This window comes from Afipia felis ATCC 53690 (assembly GCF_000314735.2).
GTDB classification, from domain to species: Bacteria; Pseudomonadota; Alphaproteobacteria; order Rhizobiales; family Xanthobacteraceae; genus Afipia; species Afipia felis.
The window spans coordinates 2,215,721-2,235,489 of sequence record NZ_KB375270.1; the positions used below are offsets into that span (position 1 = coordinate 2,215,721).

Annotated in this window: 18 protein-coding genes; 5 read left to right on the plus strand and 13 right to left on the minus strand. The window is 59.0% G+C overall.

Features of this window, described 5'->3' with window-relative positions:
* Positions 1 to 9 precede the first annotated feature (9 nt).
* From ccoO to HMPREF9697_RS10535, 5 genes are all read right to left on the minus strand, one after another.
* Positions 10 to 741 (minus strand): cytochrome-c oxidase, cbb3-type subunit II, encoded by a 732-nt coding sequence (gene ccoO, locus HMPREF9697_RS10515; RefSeq protein ID WP_002717191.1) that lies wholly within the window; start codon positions 739 to 741, stop codon positions 10 to 12.
* A 13-nt stretch (positions 742 to 754) separates the two neighbouring features.
* Complete coding sequence (ccoN, locus tag HMPREF9697_RS10520; protein WP_002717192.1) at positions 755 to 2,377, minus strand: cytochrome-c oxidase, cbb3-type subunit I; 1,623 nt, start codon at positions 2,375 to 2,377, stop codon at positions 755 to 757.
* 174 nt (positions 2,378 to 2,551) lie between these two features.
* On the minus strand, positions 2,552 to 3,598 hold the full coding sequence (locus HMPREF9697_RS10525; protein WP_002717193.1) for a carbon-nitrogen hydrolase family protein: 1,047 nt from the start codon (positions 3,596 to 3,598) through the stop codon (positions 2,552 to 2,554).
* A gap of 39 nt (positions 3,599 to 3,637) precedes the next feature.
* Positions 3,638 to 4,741: an enolase C-terminal domain-like protein gene (locus tag HMPREF9697_RS10530; protein ID WP_115622231.1), complete on the minus strand. Its 1,104-nt coding sequence runs from the start codon at positions 4,739 to 4,741 to the stop codon at positions 3,638 to 3,640.
* Between the two features lie 246 nt (positions 4,742 to 4,987).
* On the minus strand, positions 4,988 to 5,875 hold the full coding sequence (locus HMPREF9697_RS10535) for a LysR family transcriptional regulator (RefSeq protein ID WP_002717195.1): 888 nt from the start codon (positions 5,873 to 5,875) through the stop codon (positions 4,988 to 4,990).
* 337 nt (positions 5,876 to 6,212) lie between these two features.
* Between HMPREF9697_RS10535 and HMPREF9697_RS10540 the strand changes: the two genes are divergently transcribed.
* Positions 6,213 to 7,106, plus strand: a complete 894-nt coding sequence (locus HMPREF9697_RS10540; RefSeq protein WP_002717196.1) for a LysR family transcriptional regulator — start codon at positions 6,213 to 6,215, stop codon at positions 7,104 to 7,106.
* 38 nt (positions 7,107 to 7,144) lie between these two features.
* On the opposite strand, the gene HMPREF9697_RS10545 is transcribed toward HMPREF9697_RS10540, so the two are convergent.
* From HMPREF9697_RS10545 to HMPREF9697_RS10565, 5 genes are read right to left on the minus strand one after another with little or no spacing between them, the layout of a single operon-like run.
* On the minus strand, positions 7,145 to 8,425 hold the full coding sequence (locus HMPREF9697_RS10545) for an ABC transporter substrate-binding protein (protein ID WP_002717197.1): 1,281 nt from the start codon (positions 8,423 to 8,425) through the stop codon (positions 7,145 to 7,147).
* A 23-nt stretch (positions 8,426 to 8,448) separates the two neighbouring features.
* The gene (locus tag HMPREF9697_RS10550; protein ID WP_002717198.1) at positions 8,449 to 9,156 is read right to left on the minus strand and encodes an ABC transporter ATP-binding protein; all 708 of its coding nucleotides are present in this window, start codon (positions 9,154 to 9,156) and stop codon (positions 8,449 to 8,451) included.
* Positions 9,153 to 9,905 carry an ABC transporter ATP-binding protein gene (locus HMPREF9697_RS10555; RefSeq protein WP_002717199.1) on the minus strand — a complete coding sequence of 251 codons (753 nt, stop codon included), beginning with the start codon at positions 9,903 to 9,905 and terminating at the stop codon, positions 9,153 to 9,155. Before HMPREF9697_RS10555 ends, HMPREF9697_RS10550 begins: the two co-directional genes overlap by 4 nt.
* A gap of 5 nt (positions 9,906 to 9,910) precedes the next feature.
* Positions 9,911 to 10,918, minus strand: a complete 1,008-nt coding sequence (locus HMPREF9697_RS10560; protein WP_002717200.1) for a branched-chain amino acid ABC transporter permease — start codon at positions 10,916 to 10,918, stop codon at positions 9,911 to 9,913.
* On the minus strand, positions 10,915 to 11,769 hold the full coding sequence (locus tag HMPREF9697_RS10565) for a branched-chain amino acid ABC transporter permease (RefSeq protein ID WP_002717201.1): 855 nt from the start codon (positions 11,767 to 11,769) through the stop codon (positions 10,915 to 10,917). Before HMPREF9697_RS10565 ends, HMPREF9697_RS10560 begins: the two co-directional genes overlap by 4 nt.
* A gap of 614 nt (positions 11,770 to 12,383) precedes the next feature.
* Here HMPREF9697_RS10565 and HMPREF9697_RS10570 point away from each other — a divergent pair.
* The 3 genes from HMPREF9697_RS10570 to HMPREF9697_RS10580 are packed head-to-tail and all read left to right on the plus strand — an operon-like array spanning position 12,384 to position 16,356.
* Positions 12,384 to 13,448 carry a carbon-nitrogen hydrolase family protein gene (locus HMPREF9697_RS10570; RefSeq protein ID WP_002717202.1) on the plus strand — a complete coding sequence of 355 codons (1,065 nt, stop codon included), beginning with the start codon at positions 12,384 to 12,386 and terminating at the stop codon, positions 13,446 to 13,448.
* A complete protein-coding gene (locus HMPREF9697_RS10575) occupies positions 13,441 to 14,808 on the plus strand; it encodes a malonyl-CoA decarboxylase (protein WP_002717203.1) in 1,368 nt (455 codons plus the stop codon). Before HMPREF9697_RS10570 ends, HMPREF9697_RS10575 begins: the two co-directional genes overlap by 8 nt.
* A gap of 18 nt (positions 14,809 to 14,826) precedes the next feature.
* Positions 14,827 to 16,356 (plus strand): malonate--CoA ligase, encoded by a 1,530-nt coding sequence (locus HMPREF9697_RS10580; RefSeq protein ID WP_002717204.1) that lies wholly within the window; start codon positions 14,827 to 14,829, stop codon positions 16,354 to 16,356.
* A 14-nt stretch (positions 16,357 to 16,370) separates the two neighbouring features.
* On the opposite strand, the gene HMPREF9697_RS10585 is transcribed toward HMPREF9697_RS10580, so the two are convergent.
* Both HMPREF9697_RS10585 and HMPREF9697_RS10590 read right to left on the minus strand, forming a co-directional pair.
* Positions 16,371 to 17,324: a pyridoxamine 5'-phosphate oxidase family protein gene (locus tag HMPREF9697_RS10585; RefSeq protein ID WP_002717205.1), complete on the minus strand. Its 954-nt coding sequence runs from the start codon at positions 17,322 to 17,324 to the stop codon at positions 16,371 to 16,373.
* A gap of 13 nt (positions 17,325 to 17,337) precedes the next feature.
* The gene (locus HMPREF9697_RS10590; protein ID WP_002717206.1) at positions 17,338 to 17,958 is read right to left on the minus strand and encodes a glutathione S-transferase family protein; all 621 of its coding nucleotides are present in this window, start codon (positions 17,956 to 17,958) and stop codon (positions 17,338 to 17,340) included.
* 103 nt (positions 17,959 to 18,061) lie between these two features.
* Here HMPREF9697_RS10590 and HMPREF9697_RS10595 point away from each other — a divergent pair, with 103 nt between their 5' ends.
* Positions 18,062 to 18,976 (plus strand): LysR family transcriptional regulator, encoded by a 915-nt coding sequence (locus HMPREF9697_RS10595; RefSeq protein WP_002717207.1) that lies wholly within the window; start codon positions 18,062 to 18,064, stop codon positions 18,974 to 18,976.
* Between the two features lie 20 nt (positions 18,977 to 18,996).
* On the opposite strand, the gene HMPREF9697_RS10600 is transcribed toward HMPREF9697_RS10595, so the two are convergent.
* The gene (locus tag HMPREF9697_RS10600) at positions 18,997 to 19,716 is read right to left on the minus strand and encodes a DJ-1/PfpI family protein (protein ID WP_002717208.1); all 720 of its coding nucleotides are present in this window, start codon (positions 19,714 to 19,716) and stop codon (positions 18,997 to 18,999) included.
* Between the last annotated feature and the right edge of the window lie 53 nt (positions 19,717 to 19,769).

Below are 19,769 nucleotides of genomic sequence, written 5' to 3' on the forward strand. Positions count from 1 at the left end.
CTCTCCTCCTCAGCGATAGCCAGCAGCATCGTCATAGGTCGAGAAATCGACCAGCGTGCCGAGCATCTGGAGATAGGCGACGAGCGCATCCATTTCGGTCAACATCTGCTTGTTGCCGTCGAAATTGCCGGCCTTGGCCTTCGGATAGCGGGATTCCAGACCGCTCGAATCAGCATCTGGATCGGCCTGCGCCTTCAAATCCGCTTCGGCGTTGGCGACCATCTCGTCCGTATAGGGAACGCCGACACGACGGTTGGCGACCAGATGAGCCGATATCTCGCTGGTGTCGAGCGGCTTGTCCTTGAGGAAGGCATAGCTCGGCATCACCGACTCAGGCACGACCGAGCGCGGCTCGATCAGATGTTGGACATGCCATTCGTTCGAATAGCGCTGGCCGACACGCGCGAGGTCAGGGCCGGTACGCTTCGATCCCCACTGGAAGGAATGGTCGTACATCGATTCCGCCGCGAGGCTGTAATGGCCATAGCGTTCGACCTCGTCACGGAACGGCCGGATCATCTGCGAATGGCAGGCATAGCAGCCCTCGCGAACGTAGATGTTGCGGCCCGCGAGTTCGAGCGGCGTATAGGGACGCATGCCGTCGACCTTTTCGACCGTGTTCTGCAGATAGAACAGCGGCGCGATCTCGACGATACCCCCCACCGTGACCACTGCGAGCGATGCGATCAACAGCAGCGTCGCGTTCTTCTCGAGCTTGGAGTGGTTCTTCAAAACAGACATTGATCTTCGCTCCTCACTCGGCAGGCTGTGCTGCGGCGTCGCGCGTCGGCAGCGTCATATCCATGGGCGCTTCATCCCGCACCCGGCCGCGGATGGTCTGATAGACGTTCCACGCCATCAGGAACCCGCCAGTGAGATAGAACAGGCCGCCCGTCACACGCATCACGTAATAGGGATGCATCGCGGCGACGGTCTCAGCGAACGAGTAGACCAGGAAGCCCTGCTCATCGTATTCGCGCCACATCAGGCCCTGCATGATGCCGGACACCCACATCGCCGAGGCGTAGAGCACGATACCGAGCGTCGCCAGCCAGAAGTGCCAGTTGACCATGCGGATCGAGTAGAGCCGCTCGCGGCCCCACAGCTTCGGAGCGAGGAAATAGACGGCGGCAAAGGTAATCATGCCGTTCCAGCCCAGCGCACCGGCATGGACGTGGGCGATGGTCCAGTCGGTGTAATGCGACAGCGAGTTGACCGACTTGATTGACAGCATCGGGCCTTCGAACGTGGCCATACCGTAGAATGCCATCGCAGTCACCATCAGACGCACGATCGGATCGGTACGGATCTTGTCCCACGCACCCGACAGCGTCATCAGGCCGTTGATCATGCCGCCCCATGAGGGCATCCACAGCATGATCGAGAACACCATGCCGAGCGTCTGCGCCCAATCGGGAACAGCCGTGTAGTGCAGGTGGTGCGGGCCGGCCCAGATATAAAGGAAGATGATCGACCAGAAGTGGACAATGGACAGGCGATAGGAATAGATCGGCCGGTTCACCTGCTTCGGTACGAAGTAGTACATCATCGCGAGGAACGGCACCGTCAGGAAGAACGCCACCGCGTTATGGCCGTACCACCATTGCGTGACCGCATCCTGTACGCCCGAGAAAGCGGAATAGCTCTTCGAGCCGGCGATGGAGACAGGGATCGCGAGATTGTTGATCACGTGCAACATCGCGATGGTGATGATGAAAGACAGGTAGAACCAGTTCGCGACGTAGATGTGTGGCTCCTTGCGTCGCAGCAGCGTTCCCATGAACACGATGAGATACACGACCCAGACAATCGTGAGCCACACGTCGACGTACCACTCGGGCTCGGCGTATTCGCGCGACTGCGTGATGCCGAGCAGGTAGCCCGTCCCCGCCATGATGATGAAGAACTGATAGCCCCAGAAGACGAACCAGACGAGATCGCCGCCGAACAGACGCGTGCGGCAGGTGCGCTGTACGACATAGAAGGACGTCGCGATCAGCGCGTTGCCGCCGAACGCGAAAATAACCGCGGAGGTGTGCAGCGGACGGACGCGACCGAAATTCAGCAGGGGCTCGAAGTTGAGATCAGGGAATGCAAGCTGAACGGCGATGAGTACGCCGACGAGGAAGCCGATCACGCCCCAGGCCACGGTGGCGATGACGCCGTAGCGAATCGGCTCGTCCATAAAAACAGAATCATCGACCGGTGGCTCCGGCACGAAGCTCGTCTTCCGCATCAGGGCGACCGTGAAGGCCGCGAGGACGAAGACTGCGATCCACATATGCTGGCGGAACGGCTCATCGACAGCAAAGGCAGCGCCCATAAGGGCGATGTAACATAGCGCTGCGGCGAGGATGATCCCTGGGCCGTACTTCATGAAATGGTCCCCTGACATGACTCACGAAGGCCGGTGCTACGGACACCGGCCTCGAACTGACCTTTTCCGCATTTTGCGCGCGGACGCCTTGATTCAAGTCAAGGATCGGACATCGCACCGGCGTGGGCTTGCCTGACACGTGAGGTACCTAGGGCCGGCAGGCCGAACATGATCTTAATCTCCTTCGGACCGCCACTCGTCCCCGACAAGTGCAGCATCCCTTGGCACATCGAAGGAAGATGACTGCTCGTTGACGAATTCCGCTGCCGTCAGCGCGCGGCGGTTGACCTTGAGCTGGAAGACATCGAAGCGGTTGTAGTAGCCGACGACATCCTGGAACTGCTTCGGCACGACACACAGCGACAGATCGATATCGGCGTAGACGATGCCTTCTTCATCCTTGAGGACATTGCTGATCGGCGCACCGCCCGGACCGATGATGAGCGAGACGCTCTTGGAGGCTTCCTCCAGAAGCTGGCGGACGCGCGCGTTGTCCCGGCTAATGATATCGATCGCCTCCGGCGGCAGGAAACCCGAAGCCACGATGTTGAATAGCTTGCCTTCGAACGCATGCGCGCCTGCTCGCAAGCGGATCGCAGCCTCAAGATCGTAAGCCACTTCGCCCGGCGGGTGGGTTGGCCAACGCGGTGAGAACGAGGAAATATGGACGTTCTCTCCCTGCGCGAGCAGCGCGAAGCGCGCGAGGCCGTTGGTATTCTCGCCGCAAACCAGCGCGCCGATGCGGCCAAGCCGGGTGTTGACCACGCGTAGGCCAGAACCGTCGCCGTTGCTCCAGGTCAGCTTTTCCCAATAAGTCGGAACGAGCTTGCGATGGACGTTCAGAAGCGAACCGTCGTCGCCGATCAGCACATTGGTATCGTAAATGCAGCCGTCGCTGATCGGCGAGGCCTCATTGATACCCATGGAGACGAACACGCCGTGACGGCGCGCCACACCGCGGATGCGCGCCAATTCCGGCCCGTCAATTTCGACCGACGAGGCTGCGAGCTTGCAAAAGAATTCATGGACATCGACCGGCGCCCATACGCCGGACCACACCGGGAACGAAGCGATGAAGGCCTCCGGGAATGCGATCAACTCCGCACCATTGCGCGCGGCCTCCTCGATCAGCGCGCAAGCCTTGTCGACGGTCGCATGCGCATCGAAATAAACCGGAGCCGCATGACAGGCAGCCGCCTTGAAGCGTGGATACTGTTTCATCCCTGGTTCCCTCTCGTTATCTATTGTTTGAAGTCGCTGTCAGACGAGCAGCTTCGCGATCGCCGCCTCATTCCATTCGATGCCGAGGCCGGGCGCATCGTCGGCGCGCACCTTGCCGCCCCGCACCGGCAGTGACTTTGCGAGAACCGGACCGGCGAGATCGAAATACTCGATGAACTGCGCGGTCGGCGTCACCGCCATCAGATGCGCGCTCGCCTCCTGGAAGAAGTGATTGCTGACGGGCATGCGCACGGCGTGGCAGATCGCTGCAGCGCGGAGCCAGCCGCTGACACCGCCGACCTTGATCAGGTCCGGCATCATCAGATCGGATGCACCAAGACGAATGCTCTCGGCGATATCCTGCGGACCCCACAGATTTTCGCCGAGTTGAAGCGGAGTGCGGATGCCGGCAGCGATCTTGGCGTGTCCTGCCGTGTCGTCGTAGGCCGTCGGCTCCTCGATCCAGGTCAGCCCCTCATCGTCGAGCGCATAGCAGCGCCGGATCGCTTCGGGGACATTGAGGCTTTGATTGTAGTCGATCAGCAGAGCGGCATCGCCAATCGCGCGCTTGACGGCACGGATCACAGCAAGATCGTCAGCGAAGTCCTCATATCCGACCTTGATCTTTACCGCGCCGAAGCCCTGCGCGATCGCTTCCGTCGTGGAACGCACGGCGTCTTCGAGCCCATCCATGCCGAAGCTTGCATAGGCCGGCAGATCGATCGGCACGCCACCGAGAAGACGCACCAGTGGCTGCTTCAGATGAAGCGCATACGCGTCCCACAGCGCGATATCGAGTGCCGCCAGCGCCATGTCGATCAGACCGCGGCTGCCGATCAGCACGAAGCGCGCACGCAATGCCTGCATCAGCACCTGCGGCTGGAGCGGCTTTCCTTCCAGCAGCTCAGAGATATCCGCCGTAAGACGCGTCAACGACGCAAGCACCACCGGCGTATAGGCGAATGCATAGCTGCGCCCGGCGACCCCACCGCTGGTCGCAATATCGACAAGCACCAGCGGCGCACTACTCATGACACCGCTTGCGGTCCGCAACGGACGCTGCATGGGCGCGACAACGCCGCGAACCACAATCCTCGTGATGTTCGGGACATCGTGCACAGGCCTGTCCGTCGACGGCGGCATAGATGGCTGATACACCGGGCGGCCCCCTTTTATGTTCGATGCCGCAGCCGATACGCGCACCCGTGCATCTGCCTGGTGTCATCAAAACTCGGGTGACGGCGGTCGCTCCGTCAAGGACGGATGCGGGTCAGCCCGGGTGTAGACCGCCCGGGGGCCGGCATAAATTGAAATGGAATCGCAATATTATTGCCTGCAGGCTAATTATGCCCAATCGACGTTTTAAGGCACACACCGCACGCTGCGCGATCAAGCCCCTGTCCGCGACAGAGCCGATTTTCCGATCTGCGCGATCAGCGCGCGGGTTGCCGGTGACCATTCGCTGCGCCGGTAGGCAACTGCGATCTCCGACAGGATCGGCGGAGCGGTCAGGTCGCGGTAGACAACGCGGCCGATATTCACGGCATGGCGTAACGAGCCCGGCACGATGGCAACGCCCGCGCCAAGCGAGACATAGGTGATGACCGCGGTGAGCCGTCCAGGCTGCGGACCCAGATTGGGCTTGAACCCTCCTCGCCGGCCGACTTCCAGCGTTCCGGCAATCTGCTCGGGAAGAACGAAAGTCTCCTTCTCGAGCTGCGACGGCTTGATGCGTTGCTGGCTTGCAAGACGGTGTCCGCGCGGTAGGGCAACGACAAACGGATCGCGCAGCAGCGTCATGGACGTCACGCTGGCGGGATAGGTCATCGGCGGACGAAGGAAAGCGATATCGATCCGGCCGTCATCCAGCATCTCCGGCAAGCGATCCATGTCGACTTCGTGAAACTGAAGATCGACCCCCGGATGAGACTTCCGGTACAGCATCGCTTCCCGTTGCAGAAGGCCGACATAGGCCGTGGAGGCGACATAGCCGACCACGATGCATCCGGCTTCACCGCGCCCGGCACGGCGGGCCGTGTCTTCCGCCCGTTCCACCTGACTCAGAAGCCGGCGTGCATCCTGAAGAAAGATCTCTCCCGCGGCGGTGAGAAAAACCTTGCGCTTGGTGCGCTGGAACAGGCGCACGCCGAGTTCGCGCTCGATTTCTTGAATCTGTTTGGTCATGGAGGGCGGGCTGATGCCGACATCGTCAGCCGCCTGCGAGAAATGCAGGCGGCTGGCAGCAGCGACAAAGTAGCGATACTGGCGCAGCTCCATAGTCACCGCCTCAATTCCAAAGATGCTGGTCTACACCACCTACTCAAGTCACCCTCGCCCACTCACGAGGCGGCGCGCCAGCTCAACAACCAATTGATGTTTATCGAAAAAATGGCATGTCCGAAAGAATTCGAACCTCTGCCCAGATTTGGAGTCTCGCGAAAACATTGAAATCGTTGATATCTGCTATCGTAAGGATCGCCAATTTTGTAATTTTCGTTGAAAATCAGAGTGACTAAAATGACGCGTTACAGTCAATTTAAGTATGCTTACTGACTGGGTGCGCCGCTGAAATTCATGTTGCGCCAATATCCCGAAATCCCGACAGCATATCGACATGTTCAATTGGAATGACCTGGTCTTCTTTCTCGAACTGGCGCGGCAGAATCGGCTCGCCCCGGCGGCGCGACGGCTGCGGGTGGATCACACCACAGTCAGCCGACGAATTTCCGAACTCGAGAAAAACCTGTCGGTCAAACTTTTCGACCGCAAGCCGGACGGCTTCGTCCTAACCGAACAAGGCCACCGCCTGTTCGTTGTCGCCGAACGAATCGAGCAGGAAATCGGCAACGTGCCGCAGGCGCTGGGTGCCGAAGACATGGCAGCGACCGGCCGCGTCCGCGTCGTCACCATGGAAGGAATCGGTGCTTTCTTTCTCGCCGAACGCCTGGCCGAGTTGGCTCAGCGCCAGCCGGGTATCGTGGTCGAACTGGTGACGGAGCGTCATATCGTCAGCCTGACCAAGCGCGAGGCCGACATCGTCATCAGCTTTGTTCCGCCAACGGGTCAGCGCCTCGTCGTCAAGAAGCTGGGCACCTTCCGTCTCGCCCTCTATGCCAGCTCGGGCTACATCAGCCAGCATGGAATGCCGAAGGATCACTCCGAGCTGATCCATCACACCTTCGTCGACTACGTCGAGGACCTGATCGCGATCCAGCCGGTGCGCTGGCTGCTCGATGTAATCGACCCGCTCACCGTTTCGTTTCGCTCGTCCAGCATGCACGCTCAGCAGAATGCAATTGCGGCCGGAGCAGGCATCGGATTACTTCCGCTGTTTTCCGCGAAACGAAACCCAGGTCTGGTGCCGGTCCTCGCCAACGCGGTGCAGGTACACCGCGACATTTACCTGTCGGTGCACGAGGATCTGGAATTCCTGGCACGGGTGCGCTCGGTGATCCGCCATCTCGGCGACGTGTTCCAGCGCGACAACGCCTACATGAACGAATTCTAGACATTGCGGGCGTCTGACGCCCGCAATGTCTAGCAGGCTCAGATCGCGGTCTTGGTGAAATCGAAGCGTGGCGGAAGCGCTTTGATCATCTCTTCCTTCGTGACCTTTTTCTTCACCTCGAACTTGCCGTTTTCGACACGGGAAATATAGCAATCCACCATGCCGGAATGATCTTCGCGGCGGAGCAGCTTTTCGCCCTGTGGATGACCGAGAGAATTGGCGAGCTTGGCGCCCTCGAGCGCCTCAATCACCAACTTATCGTCCTTTTTCGTCTTCCAGCCCGAAGTCTCGATCGCCTGCTTGATCGCGAAGACATTCTCCCACGACTGCCAGGCATGGCTCTTGGCCATCACCCGCTGCGAGTTGGACTCGCGCGCGTCGACATCGTCGATCCCCATCCGCTTATTATGCTCGCGATGAAATTCATCATCCTTGTATTTGAGCACCCGCGGGAAGTTCTCGACGATATAAACACCCTCGCCCGCCCCCTGAAGATCGTTCGGCGCGATCGCTTCCATCGTTCCGCAGATCGAATACATCTTCATGGTCTTTTCCAGCCCCATCGACTTGGCCTGGGTATAGAAAGCGACCGACTGCGCGCCGAAGAACACCGAGAACAGGACCTGTGTCTCCTGCGGAATCTTGGCGAGATAAGGCACCATGTCCTTGGCATCGAGCGGCACGAAGATCGGATCGTTGACCTTGCCACCAAGCTTTTCGATGACCGCTTTGTGCTCCTGATAGTGGCTGTGACCCCAGGCATAGTCCGGCGAAATGATCGTCCAGTTCTTGCCGAGATTCTCGAAGGCCCACGGTGCACCCGCGGCTGCCAGCGCATAGGTGTCGGTGCCGGTGCGGAACGAATAGCGGCTGCCCTTCGAGCCTGTCGCTTCCGTCGCCTCGCCCGCCGAGAAGTAGACGGTCTTGAGTTCGGTCGCGACCGGAATGGCCGACAGCATGACGCCGGAATGAACCGAGCCGACGATGAAGTTCGCACCGCTTCGCTCGATCAGAGACCGCAGCTTGCGGGTGCCGGTCGCAGGATTCGATTCGGTGTCTTCAGTAACGAGTTCAACCTTACGGCCGGCGATGCCACCCTGCTCGTTGACAAGCGCCACCGCGGCCTTCGCCGCCTTATCGTGCCAGTATCCCCACGACGCAAAGCCACCGGTGAGTTCGCAATGATTTCCGAGAATGATCGGGCCGCCATCGCGAGCATAGAGATCGCGCGTCAGGCCAAGATAGGCAGTGCCCGCTGCCACGCCTCCGGACAAGGCATGGGACAGAAAGCTTCTCCGATTCAGTCTGTATTTGCTCATGACATTCTCCATACCTTTTCACTTCAGATCGATACGCCAAGATAGCGATGAACAGCCGAAGGATCGGCGGAAAGCTGTTCCGGCGTTGCCTCATGGACGACAACGCCTTTTTCCATCAGATAAATGCGGCTCGCGAGCTTGAGCGCGGTGCGCAGATTCTGCTCGACCAGAAGCACGGCGACGCCGCGACTGGCGATGGTAGAAATTTCGCGCCGGATTTCGTTAACGAGCTTGGGCATGATGCCCTCGGTCGGCTCGTCGAGAAGGATCAGCTTGGGAGAGCGCATCAAGCAGCGCCCGAGCGCAAGTATCTGCTGTTCGCCGCCGGACAATGTCCCGGCGCTCTGGTATCGCCGCTCGAGAAGGCGGGAAAACCGGCCGTAAATATAATCGAGAATGGCGGGGTCGGGCCGCTCGCGCAATCCGAGGAACAGATTCTCCTCGACCGTCAGATGCGGAAAGATGCCGCGCCCCTGCGGCACGTAACCAATGCCCTGGCTGCTGACGCGATGCGCGGGCAGCCGCGCAAGATCCTCGCCATTGAAATGCACATGGCCGCTTTTGCGTGCAAGCAGGCCCAGAACCGCGCGCAACGTCGAGGTCTTCCCCACGCCGTTACGCCCAAGCAACGCAACGGTCTCGCCCGGCTGAACATGCAACTGAACGCCGCGCAAAACCGGGACGCGCCCGATCGAAGCCGTGAGATTGACGACATCCAGAACCGGCTTCATTCCACTTCCTCCGGCGTGCCGAGATAGACTTCCTGAACCTTGTCGTTCCTGGCTACTTCATCCGGCGTGCCCTGCACCAGAAGGCGCCCCTGCGCCATCACGGTGATGAGATCCGCAATCTTGAAAACAACTTCCATGTCGTGTTCGATGAGAATGACATCGATCGTGCGGGCAAGCTCGGTGATACGCTCCACCGTTCGCTCGGTTTCGCTCGGGCTCATGCCGCAGATCGGCTCGTCCAACAGCAAAAGCCGGGGCCGGTTGGCGAGCGCGAGCGCGATTTCCAGCAATGCGACGTCGCCATAAGACAACGCGCCAGCGCTCGCCGAGGCGAGGCGGTCAAGCCCAGTCTCCTGCAGGATTTCGTCGACACGCCTGCTGATGTCGCGATAGCCGCGCGCAGGACGAAACGGATTCGACACACCTTCATTGGCGAACACGGCGATCCGGATGTTGTCCCTCACCGACATGCCGCCGAACACGCTCTTGATCTGCAGCGTGCGGGACAGACCTCGCGCGACGATCTGGTGTGGAGGCTTGCCGATCAGATCCTCGTCCTGAAAGAAGACATGGCCGGACGTCGCAGGCAAAATCCCGGTTATGAGATTAAACAGCGTTGTCTTGCCCGCGCCGTTCGGACCGATCACCGCATTGAGAATGCCCTTCGGAAAGCGGATGTCGATATTATCGACCGCGGTGAGACCGCCAAAACGCTTGGTCAACCCCTGTATTTCGAGCGCCGTTTCCATGCCGCTTAGTCCGCCTGTGCCAGGGATTCGATGTCGGATTCCATCCGATCGTCCTTGCGCTCGCGCCGGTTGATCAGATCGTTGAAGATTCCGACGATACCGCGCGGCGCAAACATCACGACAAGGATGACCAGTGCACCAACTGCGATGAGGTAATTTTCCCAGATGCCGGAGATGACTTCGCGGAACAGGATCAGGAGCGCTGTGCCGATAAATGGTCCAAGCAACGTCCCGGCGCCGCCGACAATGCTCCACACCACAGCTTCGCCGGACACGTGATAGAACATATAGGACGCCGACGCATAGCGGCCGAACAATGCGAACAGCGCCCCGCCGACGCCGGCAAAAAATCCGGCGATTACGAAAGCTATCCAGCGTGTCAGGTAGACGTTGATGCCGATCAGCGAAGCCCGATTTTCGTTATCGCGCACCGCCGCGAACCGCATTCCGAGCGGGCTCGCAACGAGCAGCGCGAACAAAGCGAAGCAGGCAAAAACGACGATGTAGATGAAATAGAACTGCGTCACGCGGTCGGTCAGGGATAATCCCGCCGCCTCCCACAATGCAGGCGTACTAAAAGACAGGCCGTCGTCGCCACCGGTGATCGACTTCGCCGACATCGCGACGAAATAAAAGATCAGCGAGAACACGACCGTGATGATCGCGAAGTAGTGCCAGGTCAGGCGAACGGCCACCGCCCCGGAAATGGCCGCCATCGCGCTCGCAGCTCCAACACCGAGGAAGAAAGCGGGCCACAAGCCAAGGCCGAAATGGCTGATGCCGATCGCCACGCCGTACATGCCGAAGCCGAAATAAAGCGCCTGACCGAACGACAGCAGCCCGACATAACCAAGCAACAGGTTGACGCTTGCGGCGAGCAGCGACCAGATCATGATCTCTGCGATGACGTTGATCCAGAACAGGTTGCCGGTCTGCTGAAGGATCAATGGAGCGCAAGCCAGCGAGATGGCAACGACGGCGATGCCCGCCCATTTTATGCGGCTGGCTATCATCGGGTTGCTCCTGCAAAGAGACCGTTCGGCTTGAGCAGAAGAACACCGCTCATCACGGCAAGGGACGTGATTCGGGCAAGCGTGGGATCGGCAAAGCTCGACACCAGTCCTTCGAGCACCGCGAGAAGAAGCGCCGCCGCGACAGTCCCCTTGAGGTTACCAAGGCCGCCGATCACGACGGCCATGAAGCTCACCGGAAGAATGTCGACGCCGGTGCGAAATTCGACCGTGGTGATCGGCGCGGCAATGGCACCGCCCAGAAGCGCCATTGCAGTGCCAAGGCCAAAGGTGAACGCACAGACTCGCGTGACCGGAATGCCGAGCGCTGTCGCCGTTTCACGATCGTGGCGTACAGCGCGGATCCATGTTCCAAGCCTCGTACGGGACAGAAACAGGAAAAAGGCGGCAATACACAGCGCAGCGAACGCTGCCGCAAACAGCCGATAAACGTCATATTCGAGACCGAACAATGGAATGGTGCCAGGAATCGGCGGAGCCATACGGCGAGCCTGCGCACCAAACGTCGCACGCACAGTTTCCTGCAAAATCATGGACAGCCCGAATGTCGTGACGATGGTCAACGATGCGGCGCTGATGGTCGGCCGGATGACAAGACGCTCGATAACAAGACCGAGTGCGAGGCCGATCAGCGGCACCAGAACGAGCGCGATCCAGAAACCTGTCGTCCCCGCAATGACCAGCGCCAATACCGTGCCGACCATGAAAAAGTCGCCGTGCGCCACGTTGATGATGTCGAGAAGGCCGAAAATGATCGAAAGGCCGAGCGCTATCAGAGCAACGATCAGCCCCCACACCAAGCCGTTGATTGTCAAGGCAATGACAAGATCCATGCGCTCCGCCCAAATTATCGTTTTCGCAGGACCAGAAAGCTTCCGCCCGGCTTTTGACAAGTTTGCAACACTTCCCTGTCGGTGGAAGCGAGAAAACATGCAAGTGGCTTTGCGCAAATGATCTGTCGTATTTGCGTGCAGTTGCACAATGGATGGCCACGGCCATAGGCTGATGCACGGACTGTTCTCGCAAACCGCCGGTGAAGCGACTATTGCCGTTCAAATCCAACGTATGACCATCCGAACGAGATTTTTCGCGCCGCAAAATCGCGCAGCCATACGACTTGAGGAATGACAGTAAGACTGCTGGTTGGCCAAGACGATATGTCGCGGCAGGCACACCTGCTTCACCGCGTCACGTAACAGAACATCCAGCAAACCTCGCCTGAGTCAATCACGCCATAATAATGGCGGCGGCGGACAGCCGATGATATCGCGAAGGCATCGCACTTGCAGTCTTCATACCTCACACGCAACCCAACCGGGTGTAGCGTGACAAAACGTTTCGTCGATCCCAAGATGCTTGCAACACGCCTTGCAAGATTCGGCATCATTGCTCTTGAACAGACGTGCTAGCCTCCACCTCGCAATAAACAGAACGCGAGGTTTGAGTCATGTCGTCGCTTGTGAAAGTTGCTGCGGTTCATGCCGCGCCAGTCTTTCTCGATCGTTCCGCTACAACGGCGAAAGCGATTTCAATCCTGCGGGAAGCGGCGAATGCAGGCGCGGAATTGGTCGCATTTCCTGAAACCTATATTCCGGCATTTCCAGTCTGGGCCGCTCTATGGGCGCCGATCGACAATCACGACCTGTTCACGCTGATGGCCGAGCAATCCGTGTCGCTGCACGGCCCTGAAATCGCTGCACTACGCCGCGAGGCCCGCACGCTCGGTGTGATTGTCTCAATGGGCATCAGCGAAAGTTCGAGCGCCAGCGTCGGCGCCATCTGGAACAGCAATATTCTGATCGGCAGCAACGGCGACATTCTCAACCATCACCGCAAGCTCGTACCTACTTTCTACGAAAAGCTGGTATGGGCACCAGGCGACGGTGCCGGCCTCAGGGTCTCTTCGACGTCTATCGGACGAATCGGCAACCTGATCTGCGGCGAGAATACCAATCCGCTTGCGCGCTATACATTGATGGCCCAGGCCGAGCAGATTCATATTTCGAGCTGGCCGCCGATGTGGCCGACCCGTCGGCCGAGCAGTGGCGGCAATTTCAACAACGTTGCAGCGAATCGGATCCGTGCCAGCGCGCATTCCTTCGAAGCTAAAGCCTACGGCATCGTGACGGCCGGCTACATGGATGCCTCGATGCGCGATTTCCTCGTCGCGCGCGATCCGTCCGTGGTCGAGGTCATCGACCGTACACAGCGCGCCGCGAGTTTCTTTGTCGATCCGACCGGCGAAGCCGTGGGTGACCTGCTGCAGGACCAGGAAGGCATCGCCTACGCCGAGTTCGATCTGACTCGCTGCATCGAACCGAAACAATTTCATGACGTGGTCGGCTACTATAACCGTTTCGACGTCTTCGATCTCACGGTTAACCGCAAACGCCTGAAGCCTGCCACCTTCCTGGATATCGCCGACACTCCGGCCGCCTCCGAGACGGATGAGAGCAACACACTGGACGACGCTCTCTCGCGGAGCAGTAATGGAGGGCGTCTGGATGCGTGAGAGTTTCTTCGCTGATCTGCTGGCCCAGATCGCGGATCGCGGCCGCGCACTATTTCCGGGAAGCCGTCGGGTTCCGCTCTTAGGACATCAGCCCGACATTCGCGATCTGTGCAATGCCTTGCTCTCAAGGCGTGGCGAAGCGTCCGGCGTTGCGCTGGCTGACCAGATTCTGAACATCTGGAGCCAGAGCGACAGCGAACGCAAGAAGCGTTTCCTGCTGGATCTCGTGGCCGATTTCGGCCCATCGCTTCCGCAGTTCGAGGCTGCGATAGCGACATGGAAAGAACAACGCTCGGAAGCGACCCTCCGCGCGGTCCATGCAGCCGCTGAACCCCGCCGCCAGGAACTTATTCGCCGCCTCAATCTCGCACCGGGGGGCACGCGCAGGCTGGTTTCAATGCGCGAGGAGATTTTCGCTCATCGTAAAGAGCATCCCGAGCTCGACATTCTCGACGCCGATTTCGTGCATCTATTCTCATCCTGGTTCAACCGGGGCTTCCTGGTGCTAAGGCGGATCGACTGGTCTACTTCCGCCAATATCCTGGAAAAAATTATCCGCTACGAAGCGGTGCATGCCATCGATGACTGGACCGAGTTGCGACGGCGAATCGAGCCGGAAGACCGCAGGCTGTTTGCATTCTTCCATCCGCAGATGACGGACGAGCCCCTGATATTCGTCGAGGTCGCGTTGACGCGAGACATTCCCGACAGTATCGCGCCGCTGCTTGCGCCGGATCGTCAGGCAATCAGCACTGCCGAGGCCGACACCGCGGTGTTCTATTCGATTTCAAACTGTCAGGAAGGTTTGCGCGGCGTGTCGTTCGGCAACTTCCTCATCAAGCAGGTGGTTGAGGATCTTCGGCGCGAGCTGCCCAATCTTCGCACGTTCGTGACATTGTCACCGGTCCCCGGTTTTGCCAAATGGCTCGACCGGCAACTGGGCACCGCTCCGGCCTGGTTGACGCCAGCCGACATAGAGGCACTGGACATTCTGCGGCGAGGCGGCGGCATCACCAACGATCAGGAACGTGGACATCTTGCCGTCACGCTTGACGGAGCGGCGGCACAATACTTCCTGATGGAGAAGAACAACCACCAGAAGCCGATCGACCCGGTGGCGCGGTTTCATCTCGGCAATGGCGCGAGGCTCGAACGCCTCAATCCTTTCGGCGACATCTCCGCGAACGGCATTCGCCAATCCTACGGGCTGATGGTCAACTATCTCTACGATCTTAAGAGCATCGAGGAGAACCACGAGGCATTCGCAGAAGCCGGGGAAGTGGCGGCATCGTCCACCGTGCGCAACAAGCTGCGCCCCACAACCGCTGAACGCAAGGACAGCAAGAAGATCGTAGCGTAACTCAAGGCGGGAACGATCATGACAGGCGAAACGGCCAATCTGTACACGGCCTTCGTCGCGCGCTGCGCGAACCTCGACAAGACCTTTATCGAAACGCAGGACGAACGCCGCATCCGCTATCGCGAGGCTTTCAATCTTGCCGGACAGATTGCCAATGTCCTGAAAGACAAGGGCGTCAGGCCGCTCGATCGCGTCGCAGTCCAGGTCGAGAAATCAGCCGAAGCTTTGATCCTGTATCTGGCGTGCTTGCGCATAGGGGCGATCTATCTTCCGCTGAACACCGCCTATACGCTGAGTGAGCTTGACTACTTCATCAATGATGCCGAGCCGCGCGTCGTAGTTTGTGCACCCGGCTCTCACGACGGTATTCAGTCGCTCATGACGCGCCTGTCGGGGGCGTCGGTTCTTACCTTGGGAACGCAGGGAGACGGATCCCTGATGCTGCTGGCGCAAACTGCACCCACCCACATCGACGCCGCACCATGCCGCCCCGACGACATCGCAGCTATCCTTTATACATCCGGCACCACCGGACGCTCCAAGGGCGCGATGCTGACCCATCGCAATCTCCGCTCGAACGCCGAGACGCTGGCGGCCGCATGGTGCTTCACGGCAGACGACGTCCTGCTTCATGCACTGCCGCTGTTTCACACTCATGGCCTGTTCGTCGCCACCAACATCGTCCTGACGACCGGTGCATCGATGATCCTGATGCCGAAATTCGACCCCTCGGTCATTCGCGAGAGGCTTCCCGAAGCCACGGTGATGATGGGCGTACCTACATTTTATACCCGGCTGCTTCAGGAAGATTGGCTGGATGCGAAGACTGTGGCGCATATGCGCCTGTTCGTATCAGGCTCGGCTCCACTGCTGGCCGACACCCATCGCGAGTGGAGCGAGCGCACCGGCCACGCCATTCTTGAACGTTACGGCATGACGGAAACCAACATGATCACCTCCAATCCTTATTCTGGCTCGCGCATTCCCGGAACAGTTGGAACAGCGCTTGCCGGCATCGAGGTGATCGTTACGGATCCGCAGACTGGCGCCGTTCTCCCGAATGGCCAAGTCGGCGTGGTCGAGGTACGCGGGCCGAACGTCTTCAAGGGCTACTGGCGGATGCCGGAGAAAACTGAGGCCGAGTTGCGCAGCAACGGCTTCTTCATTACCGGCGACCTCGGCAAGCTCGACGACAAGGGCGTGCTCTCGATTGTCGGCCGCGGCAAGGATCTTGTTATCACCGGGGGGTACAACGTCTACCCCAAGGAAGTGGAAACCCAGATCGACGGGATTGACGGTGTCGTCGAGAGCGCCGTAATCGGCGTGCAGCACCCTGATTTTGGCGAAGGTGTTACGGCAATCGTCGTCAAGGCCGCCGCCAGCAATCTCAGCGAGGGCGCTATCGTGAAGGCGCTGGATAACCGGCTCGCGAAATTTAAGCTGCCGAAACGTATAATCTTTGTGGATGAGCTCCCACGCAACACGATGGGCAAGGTCCTGAAGGACGCGCTCCGGGCCCAATACAAATCGATCTATACTTCAGGGTAGCTTCATCGGATCGATCATGTATGGGCCAATTCGCGCGCGGCAAAAGGCGCAGGTAAGCTCATTCGCAATGGAAGAGCTTCCCTCCGCCTCATAATCCGCTCCGGAGTGAAGCGCCATGCCCGCTCGGCGTCTTCGAGCGGCGCGCGCTCACCGCAAGTGGAGAACACCTCGACCCCGCCCGTCATCTGCAACAAATCGCCGTTCCGCCAATCGACGAACACCAGGCCTGCACGCGGATTGACAAGAAAGTTGCCGAGTGTGTTGAAGAACATATTTCCCGCATAATCCGGAATCGTGAGTGTGCCGTCTTCCACGATCCGTACAAATCCGGACCTTCCGCCGCGATGTGATACGTCGACGCGCCGACCTCGCTCATCGTCGACATAGGACGCGACGAAGAACGTATCCGCGCGCACCACCAGTTCAGCCGGCGCACCCTCGAGGTGCGGTAACTCTTCAACCGTTCCCGGTCCGGCGGTAGCCGGATCGCGAGTGAGCTCCAGATTGCGAGGCGTGATGAAGCGCGGGCAATTACCAAAAGATTCTTGGACCAGAACCTCGAACGTCTCGCCCTCGCCACGCCGGACGACTCCATTCAGCCGGTTGCGGCGGCGTGTCTCGAGTTGAATGCCCAGAAGGGCAATGGCGTCGCCATCGTTCATGCCGTTGTCTGCCGGATCCGCGCGGTCACGACCAATCGCAGCACACAGCAGCAACGGATCCGGCGAGTGGAGAAATCCAGGTACGCCTGCGCGGAGCGTCGCCCACACGTCACCGTTTTCATCAACCGCGCCCAGCACGACGAACGGCAGTTCGGCAAAGAAAAGGCGATGCTGGTCGATCAGATGGCGGCGGATCACCCGCGGCCCCACCACACCCATACGGTCGGCCACGCCAACACACCGCTGCATATGGACTTCGCCAGCGTGCCACGGAGAGAACCTATCTTCGTTACTCGGATGTGACATATGCCACCCCCAATCATGCCCCTGCCTCGAGACCTGCTTTGGTTTTACGGAAGGGGAAGAAACCGGGCAGCGTTTCAACCCGGCGAAGCCATGACCTGACATTGCCGTAAACAGCGAGATCGACATTCCCTTCCGGAGCACGATCGATGTAGCTGTAGAGGGCGACGTCCGCGATGCTTGGCTCAACCGTGCCCGCAATCCAATTTTTGTTGTGGAGCTCATCATCCATCACGCGCAGCAAGGCGTGCGATCGCTCGATGGCCTCTTCGGCATTCAGCTTGTAGCCGAACACCGTGATAAGACGCGCGGCGCAGGGCCCATACGCGACCTTTCCCGCCGCCACCGAAAGCCAGCGCTGAATGTTTGCGGCCGTGACCGGGTCTTCCGGAAGCCACTCTGTCGTTCCGCCTTTCTTCGCGAGATAGACGAGAATGGCATTGGAATCCGCGATGATGGTTCCGTCGTCGTCCAGTACCGGCACCTCCCCGAAACGATTGAGCCTCAGAAATTCAGCTGCCTTGTGATCATCTGCCCGAAGGTTAACCTCGACCGGCTCGTAATCCATGCCGAGCAACGACAGGAAAAGTCGCGCACGGTGTGAGTGGCCTGAGAGTGGTCCATAATAAAGTTTCATGATACTTTCCCGCAGAATTACTTGTGTGCGAGAGACGATACGCTCTGGTTGCCGCTGAAATAATGGATGAAGTTAGCAAGACTTTATTTCGAGAAATGAAATAATGGATCGCCTCGACGCCATCCGCGCCTTCATTGCCGTTCTGGATGAAGGCAATCTGACCAAAGCAGCCATGCGCCTGAACCGCTCACCAGTCGCTGTGACGCGCGCGATTGCATTTCTGGAAGCGGATGTGGGCACTGAATTGCTCCACCGTACGACACGAAGTGTTCGCGTCAGTGAAGCCGGCGAACGATATGCGGTCGTGTGCCGCCGTATCTTGAACGACCTGGAAGAAGCGAATCTCGCGGCGACGGGGCTGCACGCCTCGCCCAGGGGCGTCCTGACAATTACCGCGCCAGTCCTGTTTGGAACAAGAATTCTGCGCCCGGTCATTGATGATTTTCTGGAGGAGTATCCGGCTCTGAGAATCCGGTATCTGCTCGTGGACCGTCAGGTCAACCTGGCTGAGGAAGGTATAGATGTCGCTCTGCGAATTGGACATCTGCCGGATTCAGGATTGATAGCAACAAGGCTCGGCAGCGTCCGCCGCGTTGTCGCCGCCTCACCATCCTATCTGAAGGGCAAGCCCGCAATCCGGACCCCATCTGATTTGGCAACCCACAATTGCCTCTCGAACTTTGAACTCGGACATGGTGAGGTCTGGACCTTTCCACCAAAGCCCGGGACGAAAGCTCATCGCAATGTACGACTGAAGCCGCGCCTGAGCGTCAACACTATCGAATCTCTGGTTCGTAGCGCGGCTGACGGACATGGCATTGTCCGTGTGCTGTCCTATCAAATCGAAGAAGAAATTCGGAAAGGGAAACTACAGATACTGCTTAAAAGCGCTGAGCCGGAACCTCTGCCCGTCCACTTGGTCGTACCCGATGGACGATCAGATCTGTCCAAAGTACGGGCATTTATCGATTACGCGACCACGCGCCTCAAAACGACGTTACGCGCTTCCGCTGTTTAGTCTATCTCCTCGAAACCGATTTAGCCGACCAATCCTGGGACTTCGACACCAAGTTTCGCCGAAATTTTCTTTGCGGTCGCCAGACGATCCGCGGTCAGCTTGCTGACTGCATTGCGCGCGTTCTCCAACACCTGCTTGGGAGCACGATCCGGAGTGCCCGCATCGAACGGCGGCTCTGGATGATACTGCATATAGAGTTGAATTTGCTCCGCTGCGGGCTGGCCACGCAGCAGCGCTGCCAAATGCAACGCGCCATCAATGCCGGACGTCACACCGGCGGCGAATACCCAGTTTCCGTCAATAACAATGCGCTGGTCTACTGGCGTAGCGCCGAAGTACGGCAGGAGATGCTGGGAGGCCCAATGTGTCGTCGCTTTCTTCCCCCTGAGCAAACCTGCAGCACCGCAAAGCAAAGCGCCCGTACAGACAGAGAATACGTACGTGGCCTTTGACGCGTGCTTGCGGATGAAGTCGAGGGTCTCCTCATCCTCCATTAAAGCCTGCTGCCCCGGACCACCCGGCACGTGCAAAACGTCGAGCTCAGGAACCTCGTCGTAGGTCATGTCTGCAACGAGGCTCAGGCCATGAAAATCCTTAATCGGACTCCTGGTCTTTGCGGCGACATGCAGCGTCGAATTAGGAATGGCCGACAGAACTTCAAAAGGTCCCGTAAGATCGATCTGATCGAGACCCGGAAACAACATCGACCCGATCGTGAGATGTTTGTCTGGTGGCAACATTTCGCGTTTCTTCCTTTTACAGCGGCCCAACTTGCAGATCTTAGCAAGTCAAA

Bases quoted from the DNA above. Each gene is read 5' to 3' on its own strand.
- ccoO (WP_002717191.1), bottom strand. From the start codon at position 741: ATGTCTGTTTTGAAGAACCACTCCAAGCTCGAGAAGAACGCGACGCTG.
- ccoN (WP_002717192.1), bottom strand. From the start codon at position 2,377: ATGAAGTACGGCCCAGGGATCATCCTCGCCGCAGCGCTATGTTACATC.
- HMPREF9697_RS10525 (WP_002717193.1), bottom strand. From the start codon at position 3,598: ATGAAACAGTATCCACGCTTCAAGGCGGCTGCCTGTCATGCGGCTCCG.
- HMPREF9697_RS10530 (WP_115622231.1), bottom strand. From the start codon at position 4,741: ATGCCGCCGTCGACGGACAGGCCTGTGCACGATGTCCCGAACATCACG.
- HMPREF9697_RS10535 (WP_002717195.1), bottom strand. From the start codon at position 5,875: ATGGAGCTGCGCCAGTATCGCTACTTTGTCGCTGCTGCCAGCCGCCTG.
- HMPREF9697_RS10540 (WP_002717196.1), top strand. From the start codon at position 6,213: ATGTTCAATTGGAATGACCTGGTCTTCTTTCTCGAACTGGCGCGGCAG.
- HMPREF9697_RS10545 (WP_002717197.1), bottom strand. From the start codon at position 8,425: ATGAGCAAATACAGACTGAATCGGAGAAGCTTTCTGTCCCATGCCTTG.
- HMPREF9697_RS10550 (WP_002717198.1), bottom strand. From the start codon at position 9,156: ATGAAGCCGGTTCTGGATGTCGTCAATCTCACGGCTTCGATCGGGCGC.
- HMPREF9697_RS10555 (WP_002717199.1), bottom strand. From the start codon at position 9,905: ATGGAAACGGCGCTCGAAATACAGGGGTTGACCAAGCGTTTTGGCGGT.
- HMPREF9697_RS10560 (WP_002717200.1), bottom strand. From the start codon at position 10,918: ATGATAGCCAGCCGCATAAAATGGGCGGGCATCGCCGTCGTTGCCATC.
- HMPREF9697_RS10565 (WP_002717201.1), bottom strand. From the start codon at position 11,769: ATGGATCTTGTCATTGCCTTGACAATCAACGGCTTGGTGTGGGGGCTG.
- HMPREF9697_RS10570 (WP_002717202.1), top strand. From the start codon at position 12,384: ATGTCGTCGCTTGTGAAAGTTGCTGCGGTTCATGCCGCGCCAGTCTTT.
- HMPREF9697_RS10575 (WP_002717203.1), top strand. From the start codon at position 13,441: ATGCGTGAGAGTTTCTTCGCTGATCTGCTGGCCCAGATCGCGGATCGC.
- HMPREF9697_RS10580 (WP_002717204.1), top strand. From the start codon at position 14,827: ATGACAGGCGAAACGGCCAATCTGTACACGGCCTTCGTCGCGCGCTGC.
- HMPREF9697_RS10585 (WP_002717205.1), bottom strand. From the start codon at position 17,324: ATGTCACATCCGAGTAACGAAGATAGGTTCTCTCCGTGGCACGCTGGC.
- HMPREF9697_RS10590 (WP_002717206.1), bottom strand. From the start codon at position 17,958: ATGAAACTTTATTATGGACCACTCTCAGGCCACTCACACCGTGCGCGA.
- HMPREF9697_RS10595 (WP_002717207.1), top strand. From the start codon at position 18,062: ATGGATCGCCTCGACGCCATCCGCGCCTTCATTGCCGTTCTGGATGAA.
- HMPREF9697_RS10600 (WP_002717208.1), bottom strand. From the start codon at position 19,716: ATGTTGCCACCAGACAAACATCTCACGATCGGGTCGATGTTGTTTCCG.